Genomic DNA, 19493 nt, shown 5'->3' with positions numbered 1-19493 from the left:
TCCGTTAGGGCACGAGCAGCCGCTCCGCGCCGGTAAAGACCGTGACCGTGTCGGCGCGCGCGATGGCGCAGAGCGTCAACCCGTTCGCCCGGGCTCGTTCGAGCGCCAGCGAGGTCGGGGCCGAGATGGCGACGATGACGGCCGCGCCGAGGCGGGCCGCCTTCTCGACCATCTCGAACGAGCAGCGGCTGGTGATCACCAGGAAGCCCTGATCGACGTTCGTGCCGGACCGCATCAGGGCGCCGATCAGCTTATCTAGAGCGTTGTGCCGGCCGACATCCTCCCGGGCGACCGCCACGGAGCCGTCGAGCCGCGCCCAGGCGGCCGCGTGGACCGCCCGGGTCTCGGCTCCGAGAACCTGGGACGCGTCGAGGTTCGAGAGCGCGGCGGCAATCGCCGGCAGCGTGACCCGAACGGCCGGGGCATTCCGCAGCTGTGCATGCGGGAGCTGCGCCAGGTCCTCGATCCCGCAGACACCGCAGCCTGTGCGGCCGCTGATCGCGCGTTTGCGCGCCAGGTGTTCGCGGAGGCGGCCAGGCGCTAGTTCAACATGGAGACGCAGCCCGTCTTCGCCGACCTCGACGCGCGTGGACCGGATCTCCGACGCGCTCTCGACGATGCCCTCCGTTAGGCTGAATCCGTAGGCGAAATCCTCGAGATCGGCGGGTGTCGCCATCATGACGGCGTGTGGGACGCTGCCGTAGACCAGGTTGACCGGTGCCTCGACCGCAAGGGCCCGCGTGTCGGAGCGCGGCGGCGCGCCCGTATAGGCCACGACCTGCATCGGAATGCGCACCGAGGCGGAGGGCAGTTCAGTGGGCAGGCTCTCGGCAACCGTCGACATTCAGAGCTCCGATGGCGGACGTGAACCGTATTCATCGGCCGCTCCACGATGCAACGGCCAGGGTACGAATTGCACAAATGGCCGGTGCGACCACGCCACGCACGATCTTGAAGTGCTTGGAAAGCGCGCGATGCGACGCTTGTGCGGTTGCACCGCGTCGGCCCTTGTGGTCTGAAGCGCCGGTCGGATAATGCCGGGTGACACAACCGGTACTCCGTCACGTCGGTACAATCCCGCACGCAATCAAGACGGGAAGGTCCGGCGTCAGCCAGATTGTCAGGGGAGCCACGAGAGGCAGATGCGGACGGTGCGGACGATCAACCGGTCACTCTGGAGCCTCGCCGCCTTCGGCGCCCTGCTCTCCCCGATATCGCTTGCTCACGCTGCGGGCTTCGGTCAGCCCGTGCCGTGGGAGATGAGCCGTCAGGTTCAGGTGACCGAGAACGGTCGCGATATCCTCAGCTTCGAGATCGGCCTGCACTGGCTGTCGCTCGGCATCTCGGTGTTCGTGCTGGGCCTGATCCTGTGGTGCATCTTCCGCTTTGGCGAGAAGCGGAACCCGACGCCGTCGCGCACCACCCACAACACCGCCATCGAGGTCGCCTGGACCATCGTTCCGGTGCTGATCCTGGTCGCGGTGGCGATCCCGTCCTTCCGCCTGCTGCGCACGCAGCTCTCGGATCCGAAGGCCGACATGATCGTCAAGGTCATCGGCCACGCGTGGTACTGGTCCTACGAGTACCCGCAGACCGAGGCTGGCGGCGGCTTCACCTTTGACGCCAACCTCGACGAGGACAAGCAGCCGCGCCTGCTGCAGACCGACAACGAGATGGTCGTCCCGGTCGGCAAGATCGTGAAGATCCAGGTCACCGCCGCCGACGTGCTGCATTCCTGGGCCATGCCGGCCTTCGGCTTCAAGATCGACGCCGTGCCCGGCCGCCTCAACCAGATGTGGTTCAAGGCCGATAAGGAAGGCACCTTCCACGGCCAGTGCTCCGAGCTGTGCGGCCAGCGCCACGCCTACATGCCGATCGTGGTCCGCGTGGTCAGCGAGCAGGCCTACGCCGACTGGCTGAAGGAGGCGAAGACCAAGTACGCCCGCATCGACAACGGCACGAGCTTCGCTGAGGCGCGCTGAGCCCCGGCTGACCGGACCGAACCGAACCCATCAGATCCACAAGGCACCCGAATCCATGGCTACAGCCGCAGCCCATGCAGAGGCCCACGAGGTCCACGACCACAAGCCGTCGTTCTTCGCCCGCTGGTTCCTGTCGACGAACCACAAGGACATCGGCACCCTTTACCTGCTCTTCGCCTTCTGCGCCGGCATGATCGGCGCGTTCCTCTCCTTCGGCATCCGGATGGAGATGGAGCAGCCCGGTCTGCAGTACTTCTCGAATCCCGCGACCTACAACGTGTTCGTCACGGGCCACGGCCTCATCATGGTGTTCTTCATGGTGATGCCGGCGCTGATCGGCGGGTTCGGCAACTGGTTCGTGCCCCTCATGATCGGCGCGCCCGACATGGCGTTCCCGCGCATGAACAACATCTCGTTCTGGCTGACGGTGGCGGGCTTCTGCTCCCTGCTCTGCTCGCTGTTCGTCGAGGGCGCGCCCGGCGCGTCCGGCGCCGGCACGGGCTGGACCGTCTACCCGCCGCTCTCGACCGCCGGCCATCCCGGTCCGGCCGTCGACTTCGCGATCTTCGCCCTGCACCTTTCCGGCGCGGGCTCGATCCTCGGCGCGATCAACTTCATCACCACGATCCTGAACATGCGCGCCCCGGGCATGACGCTGCACAAGATGCCGCTCTTCGCCTGGGCCGAGCTGGTCACCGCTTTCCTGCTGCTGCTGTCGCTGCCGGTGCTCGCGGGCGCCATCACGATGCTGCTGACCGACCGCAACTTCGGCACGACGTTCTTCGATCCGGCCGGCGGCGGTGATCCGATCCTGTACCAGCACCTGTTCTGGTTCTTCGGTCACCCCGAAGTCTACATCATGATCCTGCCGGCCTTCGGCATCGTGTCGCACATCATCGCCACGTTCTCGCGGAAGCCTGTGTTCGGCTACCTCGCGATGGCCTACGCCATGGTGGCGATCGGCGTCGTCGGCTTCGTCGTGTGGGCCCACCACATGTACACGGTCGGCCTGTCGCTCCAGACGCAGTCCTACTTCGTGTTCGCCACGATGGTGATCGCGGTGCCGACCGGCGTGAAGATCTTCTCGTGGATCGCCACCATGTGGGGCGGCTCCATCCGCTTCACCGCCGCCATGCACTGGGCGGTCGGCTTCATCTTCCTGTTCACCGTCGGCGGCGTGACCGGCGTCGTGCTCGCCAACTCGGCCGTCGATAAGTACCTGCACGACACCTACTACGTGGTCGCCCACTTCCACTACGTCCTGTCGCTGGGCGCTGTGTTCATCATCTTCGCCGGTGTCTACTACTGGTTCCCGAAGATGACCGGTCACATCATCCCGGAATGGGCCGGCAAGCTGCACTTCTGGCTGGCCTTCATCGGCGCGAACGTCCTGTTCTTCCCGATGCACTTCCTCGGGCTCGCCGGCATGCCGCGTCGTTACGCCGACTATCCGGACGCCTTCGCCCAGTGGCACAAGGTCTCGACCTACGGCGGCCACATCTTCGGCCTCAGCATGTTCGTCTTCGTGATCGGCGTCGTCCTCGCCTTCCGTTCCAAGGAGCGGGCTGCGGACAACCCGTGGGGCGAAGGTGCGACGACCCTGGAGTGGACGCTCCCCTCGCCGCCCCCGTTCCACCAGTTCGAGACGTTGCCCCGCATCGTCGACGAGCCGGGCGCGCACTGATACACCGACCGCGAGGGCCGCATCGGCGGCCCTCGCCCTTCCCCGGAGGCCGGATCCCGACCTCCCGGCAAGGGCGACCGACAAGGGCGATACGCCCGGGCCGCGCTCAACGCGCGCGACCACCCTTGGAACAAGTCGATTTCGAGAGACGACTCGGCCGTGACGCGCGCGGCCGGGCGCCGGCACAGCAGCGGCAGACGCGATGACAAGCCTCACGAACAGCATCGGACCGGACGTTCCGGCCCCGGCCCTCTCGGCCGCCGGCGGCGACGTTCCGGACTATTTCGCCCTGCTGAAGCCGCGGGTGATGGTGCTGGTGATCTTCACCGCGCTCGTGGGCATGGTCGTCTCGCAGGGGCACGTGCAGCCGGCGATCGGCGCGATCTCGCTGCTCGCGATCGCGATCGGTGCCGGTGCGTCGGGCTGCCTCAACATGTGGTGGGACGCCGACATCGACGCCGTCATGACCCGCACCGCGACCCGTCCGATCCCATCGGGCCGGATCACGCCGGAGGAGGCCCTCGGCTTCGGGCTGTTCCTCTCGGTGGCCTCCGTGCTGGTGCTCGGCCTCACGGCGAACTGGCTGGCCGCAGGGCTGCTGGCCTTCACCATCGTGTTCTACGCGGTGGTGTACTCGATGTGGCTGAAGCGGGCGACGGCGCAGAACATCGTCATCGGCGGCGCTGCCGGCGCCCTGCCGCCAGTGATCGGCCAGGCGGTCGTGACCGGCTCGGTCGGCATCGAGTCGCTGATCCTCTTCGCGATCATCTTCATCTGGACGCCGCCGCACTTCTGGGCGCTGGCGCTGATCAAGGCCGACGAGTACGCCCGTGCCGGCATCCCGATGATGCCGAACGTCGCCGGCCCGGCCTCCACGCGCCGGCAGATCGTGTGGTACTCGCTGTTCCTGGCGCCGCTCGGCCTCGCGCCGGTCGCGCTCGGCTTCGGCGGCCTGCTTTACGCGGTGATCGGCCTCGTCGGTGGCCTCGGCATGGTCGCCTTCAGCATCCGCGTGCTCCGGAACCGCGAGGGCGAGGCTGAGAAGCGCGCCGCTATGGGCATGTTCGGCTTCTCGATCCTCTACCTGTTCGCGCTGTTCTCGGCGCTGCTGGCCGAGCAGAGCTTCGGCCTGTTCCGTCCGGTCCTGGGCTGATTGCCATGCCCGAGCCCGACGTCCAGTACCGCCCGCTGACCCCTGCCGAAGAGGCACGCCGCCGGAAGCGCTCGGTGGCGATCGCCCTGGCGCTCGGTGCCTGGGTTCTGCTGTTCTTCGTGCTGACGATCGTCAAGCTCGGGCCGCAGATCCTCAGCCGGCCGCTCTGAAGAGGTCGCGATGACCGCAAACCGTCCCGATCCCGCCCGCGGCGCAACACGGACCGCGCTCGCTTGCGCCGGGCTCGCGGTCGGCATGATCGGCCTCGCCTTCGCGTCGGTGCCGCTCTACGACGCCTTCTGCAAGGCCACCGGGTATGACGGCACGCCGCGCCAGGGGCCGGCGCTCGCGGCCTCGGCAGCGCGCACCGACGACAGCATGGTCGTGCATTTCGACACGAACGTCGCGCCGGGGCTGCCCTGGAAGTTCGCGCCCGAGGCGAACAGCATCGACGCGAAGCTCGGCGAGACCAAGACCGTCTTCTTCCGGGTGCAGAACACCGGCAGCAAGCCGTCCACCGGCGTGGCCACGTTCAACGTCCAGCCCGGCCTGATGGGTGGCTACTTCGTCAAGATCGCCTGCTTCTGCTTCAACGAGCAGACGCTGCAGCCGGGCGAGACGCTGGACGTGCCCGTGGTCTTCTATGTCGATCCGGCGATCCGCGACGATTCCAACACCGCGCATCTCTCGGAGATGACGCTGTCCTACACCTACTTCGCCTCGAAGAACGGTCAGCCGGTGACGGCCGCCGTTGCGAATTCCGGTTCTTCGGGCACGAAGCGGGATTTCTGATCGCGGACCCGTGACAAGACGGGCCCGCACCGACTACACGTGCGGACAAGCTTGGGTGTGGTCCGTGCCGCGCCCGGCCAACAAGTCTGCCAAGAGCAAGCGACAGGCCGGAAGCCGGGAACGGCGCAGGGCGCGAGGGTGAGGAGCGACGGGACGATGGCCGAGGCGCACGCCAAGAATCATGACTTTCACATCCTGAATCCGAGTCCGTGGCCGCTGATCGGCGCCTTCTCGGGCTTCCTGATGGCGTTCGGCGCCGTCTTCTGGATGAAGAGCCTGCAGATCGGCACCCTGACCCCGGGCCCGTACATTTTCGGCGCCGGGACGATCGGCGTCCTCTACACCATGTTCTCGTGGTGGAAGGACGTGGCGCACGAGGCCAATTCCGGCGATCACACCCGCGTCGTCCAGCTGCATCACCGCTACGGCATGATGATGTTCATCGCCTCCGAGGTGATGTTCTTCGTCGCGTGGTTCTGGGCCTATTTCGAGGCTGCACTCTACACCGCCGACCCGATCCAGGTCTCCCGCGTGGAGTTCACCGGCGGCGTCTGGCCGCCGAAGGGCATCGAGGCGTTCGATCCCTGGCATCTGCCGCTTCTCAACACGCTGATCCTGCTCACGTCCGGCACCACCGTCACCTGGGCGCACCACGCCCTGCTCCACGGCGACCGGAAGGGGCTGAAGTACGGCCTGTGGCTGACGATCATCCTCGGCGTGCTGTTCACCGCCTGCCAGGCCTACGAGTACAGCCACGCCGAGTTCGGCTTCTCGGGCAGCATCTACTCGTCGACCTTCTTCATGGCGACGGGCTTCCACGGCGCCCACGTCATCATCGGCACCATCTTCCTGGCCGTCTGCCTGTTCCGCGCCTATGCGGGCCAGTTCACCCCGCGCCAGCACCTCGGCTTCGAGTTCGCCGCTTGGTACTGGCACTTCGTCGATGTCGTGTGGCTGTTCCTGTTCGCCGCCATCTACGTGTGGGGCTCGGGCGTCTTCCACGGCGGCGGCGCCCACTGAGGCGATCCATCCCGCCGCTGCATGGCGGGTTTGCGAAGGGCGGCTCCGGCCGCCCTTTTTCGTATCCGGCCGCCGTGAATCCCCATATCGCGGTGGAGGGCTTGGACACCGCGTGATCGCGCTGTCCCCGGCCCGGTCTGGAGTGTGCACGTGGATCAACGACATTATGCGCCGCCGCCCCCGATCCCGACGGGCTTGCGGGGTCGCTGCCCACGCTGCGGCGAGGGCCACCTGTTCAAGGGCTACCTCACCCTGCGCCCGTCCTGCGAGGCGTGCGGGCTCGATTATGCGAGTTTCGATTCGGCAGACGGTCCGGCCTTCTTCGTCATGTCGATCGTCGGCCTGATCGTGGTCGGTCTCGCCCTCTGGATGGAGATCACCTACGAGCCGCCGATCTGGGTCCACGCGCTCGTGGCTGGCACGCTCTCGATCGGGCTCAGCCTGATCCTGGTCCGGCCGCTCAAGGGCATGCTGATCGCGCTCCAGTACAGCAACAAGGCTGAAGAGGGACGCTTCGAGCGGTGACCGGATCGCGTCGCGCTGCGTGGCGGGACCTCGTCGCGCCGGGGCTGGCCTCCCTGATCGCCCTGGCGATCCTCCTGGGCCTCGGAACCTGGCAGCTCGAGCGCAAGGCCTGGAAGGAGGATCTGATCGCCCGGATCCTGCAGCAGAGCCGGGCCGAGCCCGTCGCGCCGCCGGCACCGGGTGCGTGGAACGAGGCTCGTGACGAATTCCGTCACGTCCGCGTCTCGGGCCGCTTCCTCAATGATCGCGAGACGCTGGTCCACGGCCTCGCCGCGGGAGAGACCCCGGGCCGGGCCTTGCAGGGCTATTACGTGCTCACGCCGTTCGCGCGCGTCGAGGGCGGTACCGTTCTGGTGAACCGCGGCTTCGTGCCAACGGAGCTGAAGGCACAGGCCGACCGGCGCGACGGGCTGGTGGAGGGGCCGACGGTCGTCACCGGGATCCTTCGCGCCAGCGAGGCGCGCGGGATGTTCGTACCGGAGCCGGACCCGGCGCGCGGCGAGTGGTTCAACCGCGACGTTCCCGGCATCGCGACCGCCCGGAGCCTGACCGACGTCGCGCCCTACCTGATCGAGGCCGATGCGGTCCGCGGCCAGACCACGTGGCCGCGCGGCGGCCAGCTGCGGGTCGATCTGCCCAACAACCACTTGCAATACGCGTTCACGTGGTTCGGCCTGGCGGCCTGCCTGGTGGCGGTCTTCTCGGTCTTCGCGTGGCGGCGCCTGCACGAAGCCGACGGGGCGCGGACCGCATAGAACAAATCCGCGTCTGGCACCGCTCCCGAAAGAAAGCTGTCGTCAATTGGCGCGCCAAAAAAGCAGCGCATTCCTTTGACCTGAGACGATCGCGACGGAATACTTTTCGTGTTCTTGAGCGATCGACTGCCTTCTGCATAGTGTATTCAGTTGCGGCGATCATCCGAAGAGAACACGACGCGCCGACGTCGTGCAATCAGAGGTTACGCCGGATGACCAGCCATTTCGTCGACCAAGCGCCGCGGGAGCCGATCCGCTTCGCCTATTGGGTGCCCAACGTGTCGGGCGGCCTCGTGATCAGCAAGATCCCGCAGCGGACCAGCTGGGACGGCGAGTACAACCGCCGCCTCGCGCAGATCGCCGAGGAGGCCGGGTTCGATTACGGCCTGACCCAGATCCGGTTCACGGCCGGCTACGGCGCGGAGTACCAGCACGAGTTGGTGGCCTTCAGTCATGCTTTGCTGGCCGTCACGTCGAAGCTGAAGGTGATCGCCGCGATCCTGCCGGGACCCTGGAACCCGACGCTCGCCGCCAAGCAGATCGACACGATTTCGCAGCTCAGCGGGGGCCGGATCGCGGTCAACATCGTCTCGGGCTGGTTCTCGGGCGAGTTCCGGGCGATCGGCGAGCCCTGGCTCGACCATGACGAGCGCTATCGCCGCTCCGAGGAGTTCATCCGCAGCCTGCGCGGGATCTGGACCCAGGACAGCTTCACCTTCCGCGGCGATTTCTACCGATACAGCGACTACACGCTGAAGCCGAAGCCCGTGGAGCCGCTGCCCGAGATCTTCCAGGGCGGCTCGTCGCGGGCGGCGCGCGACATGACGGCCCGAGTGTCCGATTGGTATTTCACCAACGGCAACACGCCGGAGAACATCCGCGCCCAGGTGGACGACATCCGCGCCAAGGCCGCTGAGACCGGCAACCATCCGCGGATCGGCGTGAACGCCTTCGTGATCGCGCGCGATACCGAGGAAGAGGCCCGGGCGGTTCTGCAAGAGATCATCGATCACGCCGATCCGGATGCCGTGAAGGCCTTCGGCCACGAAGTGAAGAATGCCGGCAAGGCCTCGCCGGAGGGCGAGGGCAACTGGGCGAAATCCAGCTTCGAGGATCTCGTCCAGTACAACGACGGCTTCAAGACCAACCTGATCGGCACGCCCGACCAGATCGCCGAGCGGATCCTGGCTCTCAAGGATGCCGGGGCCGACCTCGCGCTGCTCGCCTTCCTGCACTTTCAGGAGGACGTGGCGTATTTCGGCGAGCACGTCATTCCACGGGTCCGCACCCTCGAAGCCGCGCGCGAGAAGCGCGCGGAGGCGGCCTGACCGGTTCGGATCGAAGCCACCTGTCTGTCGGAGTGAGCCATGAACATTGCTGTCGATGCGCGCACGCTCGAACCGCAGCGCCCGGGTGCCCCCGGCCCCGCGCGTCCGCCCTCCCCCGCCCACGTGATCCGCGACGATTCCGAGGCGCTGGCCATCGCCAGACGCCTCGCCGGCGCGTTTCGAGCCGGCGCCTCGGAGCGCGACCGGGATGCGGTCCGGCCGCTCGCCGAACTCGATGCGTTCTCCCAGAGCGGCCTGTGGTCGATCAACGTGCCGCGCGCCCATGGCGGTCCGGAAGTCTCCTACCGGACGCTCGCAGCTGTGATCGCCATCATCGCGGCGGCCGATCCGGCGATCGCGCAGATCGCCCAGAACCATCTGGGCATCGTGGCGGCGATCCGGACCGCCTCCGACGAGGCGCAGAAGCGGCTCCTGTTCGGGGAAGTGCTGCGCGGCACCCGCTTCGGAAACGCCTTCTCGGAGCGGGGCACCAAGCGGGCGGCCGATTTCGACACCCGCTTCACCGACCACGGCGACCATGTCGTGGTGCGCGGCCAAAAATTTTACGCCACAGGCGCGCTCCTCGCGCATCTCGTGCCGATCGTCGCCCTTGATGACCAGGGCCGTGCCTGGTACGCCATCGCCGCGCGGGACGCGCCGGGGCTCATCGTCATCGACGACTGGTCGAGCTTCGGCCAGCGCGGCACGGCGAGCGGCACGGTGCTGATCGAGGATGTGCGTGTGCCTAAGACCCATCTGGTCCCGGCCTGGAAGGGGTACGAAGTGCCCACTGCCGATGGTGCCGTGTTCCAGATCATCCAGGCGGCGGTCGATGCCGGGATCGGCCGCGAGGCCCTGGACGACAGCGTCCGGTTCGTCCGCGAGAAGGCGCGGCCCTGGATCGACAGCGGGCTGGAGCGCGCCTCCGACGATCCCTACACGATTCAGGCGATCGGCGACCTGACCATCCGTCAGCACGCCGCGGAGGCGCTCCTCGACCGCGCCGGTCGCGCCCTGGATGCGGCAGTGGCCCAGCCGAGCGCGGAGAGCGTCGCGGCGGCGCAGCTCGCCGTGGCCGAGGCGAAGGTGCTGACCACCGAGGTCGCGCTGGCGGCCGCCAACAAGCTGTTCGAGCTGTCCGGCACCCGCTCGACGCTGGCGGCCGAGAATCTCGACCGGCACTGGCGCAACGCCCGCACGCACACGCTGCACGATCCGGTGCGCTGGAAATACGCGATCATCGGCAACCACGCCCTGAACGGCGTGAATCCGCCGCTCCACGCCTGGAGCTGAGGGAGGCCCTTCACACGGCCACGCAGCCCGCCAGAGACTGGGATGACGACGCGGCGCGAAGGGCGCCGCGTTTCGTCACTGCGTCAGCAGGATCTTCCCGTTGACCGGCCCGACGCCCTTCGGCACCGGAACGCTGGTCGCGTCGTAATTGGCATTCAGATACAGGGTCGGCCCGTCGTAGAGGTCCAGCAGCTGCACCACGATGACGGTGTAGGCGGACTGGTCGCTGACGGCCGCGCTGCCGTCGATGATCAGCCGGCCGGACGGCAGGTAGATCGTGCCCAGCATGGTGCGGGCATTGTTGCTGATAATCCGGTACTCGCGCAGCGGTTTGGACGGCGGTCCGGGCGGTGACGGCGGCGAGCCGGCCGGCCCCGGCGGCGGTGGCACCGGCGCGGATACGCCGGGCTGCTCCGTCATCAGGAAGCCCGCGAGCGGTCCGCTGACCGGCGCCGCGAGGCTGATCGTCGTGTTGGCATCGAAGCGCAGGCCGGCGGCGTCGCCCATGAAGTAGAAGCCGACATCCTGACCGGTCATACTCGCTTGGCCGTCCACGATCAGCGGGCCATCCTTGATGATGTAGACGCCTGGCTTCAGCGTGACGTTCGCCGATCCGGAGATGTGCAGCCCGCCGCAATAGGTGCCGGGATCGAGCGTCGTGCTGGCGGTGATGGCGACGTTTCCGGCGGCCGGGCCCCCAGGGCCCTTCCCGGGGCCGGGCCCGGCCGACGCGCTCACCGTGACGCAGCTTCCGGGCACCGGCGCCTTGACGGTCACGGCCAACGGGTCGGCGATGGCCGGGCATCCCGACGTGACGGGCGGCGCAAGGTTGGCGCGGCTCGTGTTTGAGCCACCGACGCTGCAGATCGTGTCGGCTTTGGCAATGGCGTTGTCGTCGCCCTGGATGGCCTTCGGATTGTTCGAATCCGCGTAGAGCGAGCAGGACGTCGCCGACAGGTTGGCGTTCTTTTCAAGATGAAGGCTGCCGACCGCGGCCGGGTCCAGCGTGAGCAGGCACAGGCGCATCTTCCCCATGATCGTCGCGGTTGAGCGCACGGTGATCGGCACAACCTTGAGCCCGACGAAGGCGCCGAAGGCCAATTTGAATTGATCGGTTGCGGTCGCCGAGACGCTGGTCTTGTCGCTGCTGACGCTGACCACCACGGAGAGCGGTCGATCCGGCGGCGACGGCGCGTTTTCCGCGACGAGACGCTGGACAATGCTGGCCACAGCCGTGGCGTTCGAGGGGGAAAGCTTCAGCGTATTGCCTCCGCCGAGCACGGCTGCATCGACGGCATTCTGCATCTGGCTGCGGCGGTAGACCATGCGGCTGTAGTCGATGCCGCCCCCGACGAGGCCGACAAGGACGGTGCCGGCCAGTCCGAAGATGAGGGCGACGGCGCCACTACGATCGGCGGCAAGTCGTGACCAAGCGCGGCGCATTCGTTTTTTGGAGGTCACGGAGCGCTTCGGAATCCAGCGCGGCCTGGCCATACCGGCCTCATGTGCGATTGTGTTCCCCCGAACACCGTAACGACAACACGAATACGTAAAGATTATCTTCGTTCAGATTGTAAAAGCCGAATCTCGAGCTGATTTGTCGAATTGGCGGGAACATTTTGTTTCTGAGCGACCAGCTGTGGCAACACAGGCTCGGAACGCCAGCCCGATAGAGATCCCGCTGACTCGTAGACCTTCCATTCGGGCAGCGGCCCTGCGCCATTGGCGCCGAGCGCGCTGGACTGACCGCCGAGACCGGCGTGTCGCTGCCTCCAGGCTCTCGCGCCTTTCGGAACAGCTAGAGCACCGGCAGGCCCCGCGCCTTCGCTTCTTCGCCGGGCTCGACGTGGATCGTGACGACCGCCCCTGGGATCGTGGTCTCGAGCGCCGATTCCAATCGGTCGCAGATGGCGTGTGAATCCTCGACCGTCATCGCGCCCGGCACCACGAGATGGAAATCGATGAAGGTCGCCTGACCGGCCGACCGGGTCCGGACGTCGTGGGCTTCCAGCGCCCCCTCCCCGTGCCGCGAGATGAGCGCGCGGATCTCCGACACCATCTCGGCGGGAGCTGCCCGGTCCATCAGACCGTCGACCGATTCGCGCACCATACGGAAGCCCGACCACAGGATATTGAGCGCGACCAGGCCTGCCACGACCGGGTCGAGGATCGGGTAGCCGGTAACCACGACGGCACCGACGCCGACGAGAACCCCGGCGGACGTGATTACATCGGCGAAGACATGGCGCGCATCCGCGATGAGGGCCGGGGAACGCCACCGGCGTCCCCAGCGCATCAGCGCAACCGCCCAGACGGCGTTGACGATACTCGCGCCGACATTGATCGCCAGACCCACGGCCGGCGCGTCGAGGGGCTTGGGGGCGAGCAGACCGAAATACGCCTCGCGCAGGATCATGAGCGCCGCCACGACGATCAGCGCACCCTCGATCACCGCGGAGAAGAACTCGGCCTTGTGATGACCGTAGGGGTGATCCTCGTCGGCTGGACGCGCGGCGACCCGCAGGGCCACGAAGGCGCCGACCGCCGCAACCACGTTGATGATGCTCTCCAGCGCGTCCGAGTACAGCGCGAGGCTGCCGGTGAGCCACGCGGCGTAGAACTTCAGGGCCGTGACGGCAACGCCGATACCGGCACTGAGCAGGGCGGCTTTCTGGGTGCGGTCCATGGGATCTGCCGAGCAGGTGTCGACGGGCCCATACGGGAACAGCGGCGGCCAAGGCCACGGCAAAGGTTCGACGCTGCCGAATAGAAATTAGCCTCGGCTAAGCCTTTGGGTCGCGCAACGCGGGATCGCGAGCGGCCTCGCGCGCGCGACTGACCTGCGCCTTGGCGCGCGCGGCCTCGGCCTTTCGCAGATAACGACGGCGCTGCCACGCAAAGCGCGCGCTCCCGGCCAGACCGTCCAGCCGCGCAGCCTCGCGCTCCCAGTAACCAAGAAGCTGCCCGTCCAGGGTGACCCTGCGCGGCCGTTCCGCCGTCGTCATGGCCTTAGCCCCGCTCGGCGGGCGGCTCGCCCGTCTCCGACACGAGCAGCGCGTCCGGATCGTTGCGGAAGCTCCCGGCCCCGGCATCGGGCATCGGCGACGCCGGGCTTCCGAAGGGCTGGCTGGGATAGGCCGTCGTGAACTTGTCCCGGGCCTCGTCCGGATTCTCGGCCTTGAGGACGATCTCCGCCGTCCCGGGCAGAGGCCACCGAGGATCGGCTTCGTCACGGGGGCGCACGGCGAACCAGGGCATGGGGGGAGCGTCTCGCGTCTCGGTGACGCGTGAAACGGACGGGCGTCGGACCGGTTCCGCGGTTGAAACCGGGTGCCGTTCGGTGCAGGCAGCCGGCGATGCGCGTGGACCTGTTCGATTTCGACCTGCCGGAGACCAGCATCGCCCTGCGCCCGGCCGAGCCGCGGGATGCCGGGCGGATGCTGATCGTGCGTCCGGGCGAGGCGCCGGCTGACCGGTTCGTGCGCGACCTGCCCGGCGCCTTGCGGCCCGGCGATGCCCTGGTCTTCAACGACACGCGGGTGATCCCCGCCCGGCTCAACGGCGTGCGCACCCGCCCCGGCGCGCCCGGTCAGCGGACCGAGGTGCTGCTGCACCTGCGTGAGGCGCCCGACCGCTGGCGTGCCTTCGCGCGTCCGGCCAAGCGGCTGAGCCCCGGCGACGCGCTGCACTTCGGCGACCTGACGGCCACGGTGGTTGAGAAGGGCGAGGCCGGCGAGGTCGTGCTCGCCTTCGATCGGGCCGGCCCGGACCTGGACGCCGCCATCGCGGTCGCGGGAGCCCTGCCGCTCCCGCCCTACATCGCCGGCAAGCGCGCCACCGACGCGCGCGACGTCACCGACTATCAGACGGTTTACGCTCGGAATCCCGGGGCGGTGGCGGCGCCGACCGCCGGCCTCCATTTCTCGGAGGCGCTCCTGGCGGATCTCGACGCGGCCGGCCTGCGGCGCCACCACGTCACCCTGCATGTCGGCGCCGGCACCTTCCTGCCGGTCAAGGCCGACGATACCGATGGGCACCGGATGCATGCCGAAATCGGCCTGCTCGATGCGGCCACGGCCGAGGCGCTCAACGCCACCCGGGCCAACGGCGGCCGGATCGTCGCGGTCGGCACGACGGCACTGCGTCTGCTGGAAAGCGCCGCCCGGCCGGACGGCACGCTCGCGCCGTTCTCCGGTCCAACCGACATCTTCATCACGCCGGGCTACCGCTTCCGCGCGATCGATGCCCTGGTGACGAACTTCCACCTGCCGCGCTCGACCCTGTTCATGCTGGTCTCGGCCTTCTCGGGGCTGGAGACGATGCGCGCCGCCTACGCGCACGCGATCCGGGCCGGCTACCGGTTCTACTCCTACGGCGACGCCAGCCTGCTCTTCCCGAGCCCCGGCGCGGATACCCCATGACCGATCCCGTTCCCTTCGGCTTCACCCTGCTGGCGCAGGACGGCACGGCCCGCACCGGCGAGATCGCGACGCCGCGCGGCACGATCCGCACGCCGGCCTTCATGCCGGTCGGCACGGCCGCGACCGTGAAGGCGATGTATCCCGGGCAGGTCCACGAGCTCGGCGCCGACGTCGTGCTCGGCAACACCTATCACCTGATGCTCCGCCCGGGGCCCGAACGCATGGCGCGGCTCGGAGGCCTGCACCGGTTCATGAACTGGGACCGGCCGATCCTGACAGATTCCGGCGGCTTCCAGGTCATGTCGCTGTCGGCGCTGCGGAAGATCGACGAGCAGGGCGTCACCTTCCGCTCGCATATCGACGGCACCGCCCATCACATGAGCCCGGAACGCTCCATCGAGATCCAGGGCCTGCTGGGCTCCGACATCCAGATGCAGCTCGACGAGTGCGTCCGCCTGCCGGCGGATCACACGGCGATCGAGAAGGCCATGCACCTGTCGCTGCGCTGGGCCGAGCGCTGCCGCGTCGCCTTCGGCGAGCAGCCGGGCCGGGCGATGTTCGGAATCGTTCAGGGCGGCGACGTGCCGGCGCTCCGGGTCGAGAGCGCCCGCGCCCTGACCGACCTCGACCTGAAGGGCTACGCGGTCGGCGGCCTCGCGGTTGGCGAGCCGCAGGAAGTGATGTTCGCCATGATCGAGACCGTGGAGCCGCACCTGCCACAGGCCAAGCCCCGCTACCTGATGGGCGTCGGCACGCCGGACGACATCCTGGGCGCGGTCGCCCGCGGCATCGACATGTTCGACTGCGTGATGCCGACCCGCGCCGGCCGTCACGGCCTCGCCTATACCCGCCACGGCCGGGTCAACCTGCGCAACGCCCGCCACGCCGAGGACACGACGCCGCTCGACGAAGCCTCGACCTGTCCGGCGGCGCGGGACTATTCCCGGGCCTACCTGCATCACCTCGTCCGGTCGAACGAGATCCTGGGCATGATGCTGCTGACCTGGAACAACCTCGCCTATTACCAGGACCTGATGAAAGGCGCCCGGGCGGCGATCCGCGAGGGCCGGTACACGGATTACTGCGCCGCCACACGCGAGGGCTGGGCACGGGCCGAGCGCGCCGCCGCCTGAGCGCCCGCGTCAGGGATGCGCGAGCACGCGGTAGACGCCGTCCGGATCATCCGCTCCGGTCGTCGCCGCGGCCTTGAGGTCCGCGACAATCCGGGCGGCCACCGGCAGCCGGTAGTGCAGCGCGTCCCAGTAATTTGCGTCTGAGGTCGTGAGCGGCGAGACGCGGCGGAAATCCACAACCACCGCGCCGCGGCGGGCGCCGATCGCCGCGACCCGCGCCTTGCACGCCGCCTCGCGCCGGCTGGCGGGCGTTCCGGGCGCGCCCTGGGCCACCGCGTGCACCGGCATGAAGGCGAGGAGCTTCAGCGCCTCCGCCGGCACACGGCCGAGGAGCGCGTCGAGCCGTGCAAGGGCTGGCATGGGATCGTCCGGCGCGTCGGCTCTCGCTGCCGGGTCGACGGCGCCGGCGCGGATATGGACGCGGGCTCGCTCGGGATCGTAGCGGTCTTCCGGCGGCGTGAAGACCGCGTAGCCGTCTCGGCGGATGCGGGGACGCGCGAGGCCGAGACGGGCGAGGCCGGCTTGCACGGCGACCGTGGCGGAACGCAGGCTCACCTGCCGCAGCACGCCCCACGGCGCGCCCTCCGCGTAGAGCCAGTCGGGGAACGCGTTGGCGGTCCGCGCCGGCGGATCGGCGGCGCACCATGTGACGTCGAGACCGAACAGGATTGCCCGCACAGGCCGGTGCGCCAGGAACAGGTTCGCGAGGCGGATCTGCTCGTCGGGTGTCGCGGCGTTCACCGCGAGGTTGGCGAACCGCGCGTCGAACGCGGCGTCGAGGGCGGCGGGATCGAGCAGGCGCGCCGTCGATGTCCCGAAGACCACCGCGTCGAACCGGCCGCCGCGGGCAATCTGCGGATAGGAGAGCCGCTGGTTGGCGTCCATGATCGGCCCTGGCGGCCGTCCCGGCGCGGCCCGCAGGCCGTAGGGATCGAGCATGGCGATGAGGACGACCACTGCGACGCCCAGCAGGGCGGCGCAGCCGACGAGGGTGCGGGCGAAACCGGACCAGTCGGCGGGCCGAGCCGCCGCGGGGTCGCGCGCAGGCGTACCCAGCGACCCAGGAGAGCCGGTCTGATCCATCTGCTGAGGCTTGCGGGAAATCTTGGTCGGAGTGGCAGGATTTGAACCTGCGACCCCCACGTCCCGAACGTGGTGCGCTACCAGACTGCGCTACACTCCGAAGGCCGTCCTGCGTCTCCGCCAGGGCCGGCGAGCGGGTGTATAGCCGCGCCTTTCCCGGGCCGCAAGCGCACTCTTGCGGGATTCAACTCAGATCCTCCGGCCAATCCGCCGGAAGGCGGTGCGACATCACCTGTGCGTCGGCCGACCGGACCGCGACCGTCGCGGCATAGTCGGGGCCGACGTCGAGTTCCGCGAGAGTCCAGCCGCCCGCACCCGGCCAGCGCAACAGGCGTGGTGGCGCAGGCGGCAGGGTGACGCTGAAGCGGTCGAGGGGAAGCGATAGACCCGTGCCGTGCGCCTTCACGACGGCCTCCTTCCGGGTCCAGAGACCGTAGAACACGCTCTCGACCGCGTCCGGCGGCAGGGCCATCAAGGTGGCCACCTCGTCGGCGGCGAAATGCGTCCGCGCGATCTGGCCCGCATCGGGGATCGGTCGGACCAGCTCGACATCGACCCCGATCGCGGCCGCGGGCGCGAGGCCGATCAGCGCGCGCTCCCCGGAATGGGACAGATTGAAACTGAGGGCTCCCCGGGCCGATCCGGCGAGTTCCGGCTTGCCATCCGCGCCGGCCGCGAACCGGATCTCGGCCGGATCACAGTCGAGCGGTCCGGCGAGAACGAGCCGGAGCGCGGCGTGGCTCGCCGCGTAGCGCGCCCGGTCCACCGGCCGCAGGAACCGGTCCGCCCGGTCACGCTCCGGTGGATCGAGCACGGTCCAGCACAGGTCGAGCTGATCCGGAGAGACGGCGAGATCGACGATCCAGACAGCGGCCGCGCTCACGCGACGCCTCGCCGCGGCGGTGGGCAGAGGCTAACGTCGTTGCAGTGAGGCGGCACGGGGGGACGCGTCCGGTGAGAGCGGGATGAGGAGCATCGTCGTCCTACGCCGGGCCGGCAAGGGCTGCCGGACGTGAGCACCCCGACGGCCGCTCTGATCCGCAGCGCCGCCTGGACGCTGCCGAGCCTGGCGACACGCCGCGCCCGCTACGGCGTCTTCTTCGCGACCTACCTGTATCAGGGGCTGATCGCCGGCTTCTCGCTGACCGCGCTGGCCAACCACCTGGCGGCGCGCGGTGTCTCGGCGGCGGAGGTCGGCTTCCACTTCGCCCTCGCCGGCCTGCCCTGGACCCTGCAGCCAATCCTCTGGGGACCGGTGATCGACCGCGCCGGCGATTTCCGGATGGGGCGGCGGCGCACCTTCGCCGTTGTGGCGATCCTGGGCGCCCACGCGGCGCTCGCGCTTCTTCTCCTGGCGCGACCCGATCAGGTCGGCCTGCTGGGGTTGATCTTCCTGGCGCACAGCCTGTTCGCCTCGCTCCTCGATACCGCCTGTGACCGCATGATCATGGACCATGTTCCGGCTCTGGAACTCGGCCGGGTCAGCGCCTGCACGCGGGCCGGATTTGTGGCCGGCACCAGCCTCAGCGCCGCGATCTTCTCCTGGATGCTCGCCGCAGAGGGGCTCGTCGCGAGCGCGCGCTGGCTGCTCGCCGCCGCCGTCCTGGCGAGCCTGCCGATGCTGCTGATCCGCGAGGCGCCCAACGACGCGTTCGCCGCCCCGGGCCGGCGCGGGCCGCCGCCGCGGCGCCTGCCCTTCCGTCGCTTCCTGCGCCGGCTCGGCGTGGCCCTGGGGCGGCCCAGGGCCTTGCGGCTCCTCGCCCTCTGCTTCGGGCTGGACGGGGCGCTCGGCCTGTTCGAGCTGCCCTTCTCGGTCGATCTGCTCCAACGCCAGGGCTGGGATCCCGCCGCCCTCTCGCGTCTTCAGGCGGGGCTGGCGCTGGCGAGCGGCACGGCCGGCGCGCTGGCGATCGGCCTGTGGGCGGACAGGGCCGGCGCGGTGCGGCCGCTGCGCGCCCTGCTGCTCGCCAGCGCCGGAGCCTTCGCGCTGGCCGCGGCCCTGATCGGTGCGGGGCTCGACGGACCGGCCGGGCCGGTGATCCTCGCGCTCACCAACATGCTGCCGGGTCTGCTGATCGTCGCGCTGATGCCGGCCTTGCTGCAGGCCAGCCGCGGACGCGCGGGGGCGGCCACGCAGTTCGAGGTCTACATGGCGGCGATGAATCTGGGCTCGGTTGCCGGGACGGCGCTCGCCGGCTGGCTCGCCCCGGTCCTGTCGCTTTCGGCCGTGGCCGCCCTCGTGGCCGGTGTGTTCCTGGCCGCGGCCCGGATGGTCGGCCGCGGCGATCTGCTCGGCCCCCGCGGGTGAGGGAAACCGGGGATGC

General features: G+C 69.0%; 20 protein-coding genes and 1 tRNA gene. 13 read left to right on the top strand and 8 right to left on the bottom strand.

Annotated features, from left to right (window positions below):
- Nucleotides 1–4: 4 nt before the first annotated feature.
- A complete protein-coding gene (fdhD, locus tag AC3WSN_RS00260; protein ID WP_492535533.1) occupies nt 5–844 on the bottom strand; it encodes a formate dehydrogenase accessory sulfurtransferase FdhD in 840 nt (279 codons plus the stop codon).
- 298 nt (nt 845–1142) lie between these two features.
- Between fdhD and coxB the strand changes: the two genes are divergently transcribed.
- The 10 genes from coxB (at nt 1143) to AC3WSN_RS00210 (ending at nt 10532) form a co-directional block, all read left to right on the top strand.
- The gene (gene coxB, locus AC3WSN_RS00255; RefSeq protein WP_192706858.1) at nt 1143–1982 is read left to right on the top strand and encodes a cytochrome c oxidase subunit II; all 840 of its coding nucleotides are present in this window, start codon (nt 1143–1145) and stop codon (nt 1980–1982) included.
- A gap of 55 nt (nt 1983–2037) precedes the next feature.
- Entirely contained in the window at nt 2038–3666 is a 1629-nt protein-coding gene (gene ctaD / locus AC3WSN_RS00250; RefSeq protein ID WP_238194468.1) for a cytochrome c oxidase subunit I, read from the top strand.
- A 202-nt stretch (nt 3667–3868) separates the two neighbouring features.
- Nucleotides 3869–4819, top strand: coding sequence for a heme o synthase (locus AC3WSN_RS00245; protein WP_192706856.1), 951 nt, complete (start codon nt 3869–3871; stop codon nt 4817–4819).
- A gap of 5 nt (nt 4820–4824) precedes the next feature.
- Nucleotides 4825–4989, top strand: coding sequence for a cytochrome c oxidase system small membrane protein (locus tag AC3WSN_RS00240; protein ID WP_192706855.1), 165 nt, complete (start codon nt 4825–4827; stop codon nt 4987–4989).
- 10 nt (nt 4990–4999) lie between these two features.
- A complete protein-coding gene (locus AC3WSN_RS00235; protein ID WP_492535530.1) occupies nt 5000–5611 on the top strand; it encodes a cytochrome c oxidase assembly protein in 612 nt (203 codons plus the stop codon).
- Nucleotides 5612–5767: 156 nt separating this feature from the next.
- Entirely contained in the window at nt 5768–6631 is an 864-nt protein-coding gene (locus tag AC3WSN_RS00230; RefSeq protein ID WP_192706853.1) for a cytochrome c oxidase subunit 3, read from the top strand.
- 150 nt (nt 6632–6781) lie between these two features.
- Entirely contained in the window at nt 6782–7156 is a 375-nt protein-coding gene (locus AC3WSN_RS00225) for a DUF983 domain-containing protein (RefSeq protein WP_192706852.1), read from the top strand.
- Entirely contained in the window at nt 7153–7911 is a 759-nt protein-coding gene (locus AC3WSN_RS00220; protein WP_492535528.1) for an SURF1 family protein, read from the top strand. The genes AC3WSN_RS00225 and AC3WSN_RS00220 overlap by 4 nt, the downstream gene beginning before the upstream one ends.
- A gap of 212 nt (nt 7912–8123) precedes the next feature.
- Nucleotides 8124–9239 (top strand): dimethylsulfone monooxygenase SfnG, encoded by a 1116-nt coding sequence (sfnG, locus tag AC3WSN_RS00215; protein WP_492535526.1) that lies wholly within the window; start codon nt 8124–8126, stop codon nt 9237–9239.
- Nucleotides 9240–9278: 39 nt separating this feature from the next.
- Nucleotides 9279–10532 (top strand): SfnB family sulfur acquisition oxidoreductase, encoded by a 1254-nt coding sequence (locus AC3WSN_RS00210; RefSeq protein ID WP_492535525.1) that lies wholly within the window; start codon nt 9279–9281, stop codon nt 10530–10532.
- Between the two features lie 75 nt (nt 10533–10607).
- On the opposite strand, the gene AC3WSN_RS00205 is transcribed toward AC3WSN_RS00210, so the two are convergent.
- The 4 genes from AC3WSN_RS00205 to AC3WSN_RS00190 all read right to left on the bottom strand — a co-directional run bounded on the left by AC3WSN_RS00205 (nt 10608) and on the right by AC3WSN_RS00190 (nt 13790).
- The gene (locus tag AC3WSN_RS00205; protein ID WP_492535523.1) at nt 10608–12026 is read right to left on the bottom strand and encodes a TadE/TadG family type IV pilus assembly protein; all 1419 of its coding nucleotides are present in this window, start codon (nt 12024–12026) and stop codon (nt 10608–10610) included.
- A 304-nt stretch (nt 12027–12330) separates the two neighbouring features.
- Complete coding sequence (locus tag AC3WSN_RS00200; RefSeq protein ID WP_492535521.1) at nt 12331–13218, bottom strand: cation diffusion facilitator family transporter; 888 nt, start codon at nt 13216–13218, stop codon at nt 12331–12333.
- A gap of 97 nt (nt 13219–13315) precedes the next feature.
- Complete coding sequence (locus AC3WSN_RS00195; protein WP_492535520.1) at nt 13316–13537, bottom strand: hypothetical protein; 222 nt, start codon at nt 13535–13537, stop codon at nt 13316–13318.
- Between the two features lie 4 nt (nt 13538–13541).
- Nucleotides 13542–13790, bottom strand: coding sequence for a hypothetical protein (locus tag AC3WSN_RS00190; protein ID WP_192706845.1), 249 nt, complete (start codon nt 13788–13790; stop codon nt 13542–13544).
- A 98-nt stretch (nt 13791–13888) separates the two neighbouring features.
- On the opposite strand from AC3WSN_RS00190, the gene queA reads away from it, so the two are divergent.
- Nucleotides 13889–14953 (top strand): tRNA preQ1(34) S-adenosylmethionine ribosyltransferase-isomerase QueA, encoded by a 1065-nt coding sequence (gene queA / locus AC3WSN_RS00185; protein WP_492535518.1) that lies wholly within the window; start codon nt 13889–13891, stop codon nt 14951–14953.
- Nucleotides 14950–16086, top strand: coding sequence for a tRNA guanosine(34) transglycosylase Tgt (tgt, locus tag AC3WSN_RS00180; RefSeq protein ID WP_492535517.1), 1137 nt, complete (start codon nt 14950–14952; stop codon nt 16084–16086). The genes queA and tgt overlap by 4 nt, the downstream gene beginning before the upstream one ends.
- A 9-nt stretch (nt 16087–16095) precedes the next feature.
- On the opposite strand, the gene AC3WSN_RS00175 is transcribed toward tgt, so the two are convergent.
- From AC3WSN_RS00175 to AC3WSN_RS00165, 3 genes are all read right to left on the bottom strand, one after another.
- Nucleotides 16096–17169, bottom strand: coding sequence for a hypothetical protein (locus AC3WSN_RS00175; RefSeq protein WP_492535515.1), 1074 nt, complete (start codon nt 17167–17169; stop codon nt 16096–16098).
- Nucleotides 17170–17192: 23 nt separating this feature from the next.
- A tRNA-Pro gene (locus tag AC3WSN_RS00170) sits at nt 17193–17269 on the bottom strand.
- Nucleotides 17270–17353: 84 nt separating this feature from the next.
- Complete coding sequence (locus tag AC3WSN_RS00165; protein WP_492535513.1) at nt 17354–18052, bottom strand: 4'-phosphopantetheinyl transferase family protein; 699 nt, start codon at nt 18050–18052, stop codon at nt 17354–17356.
- Nucleotides 18053–18181: 129 nt separating this feature from the next.
- On the opposite strand from AC3WSN_RS00165, the gene AC3WSN_RS00160 reads away from it, so the two are divergent.
- Nucleotides 18182–19477, top strand: a complete 1296-nt coding sequence (locus AC3WSN_RS00160; protein WP_492535512.1) for an MFS transporter — start codon at nt 18182–18184, stop codon at nt 19475–19477.
- Nucleotides 19478–19493: the final 16 nt, after the last annotated feature.

The sequence above is a fragment of the Methylobacterium sp. FW102-HT35C08 genome (assembly GCF_058790235.1).
The sequence above is the reverse complement of the archived record's forward strand: the minus strand, read 5'-3'. Positions and strand labels throughout refer to the sequence as shown.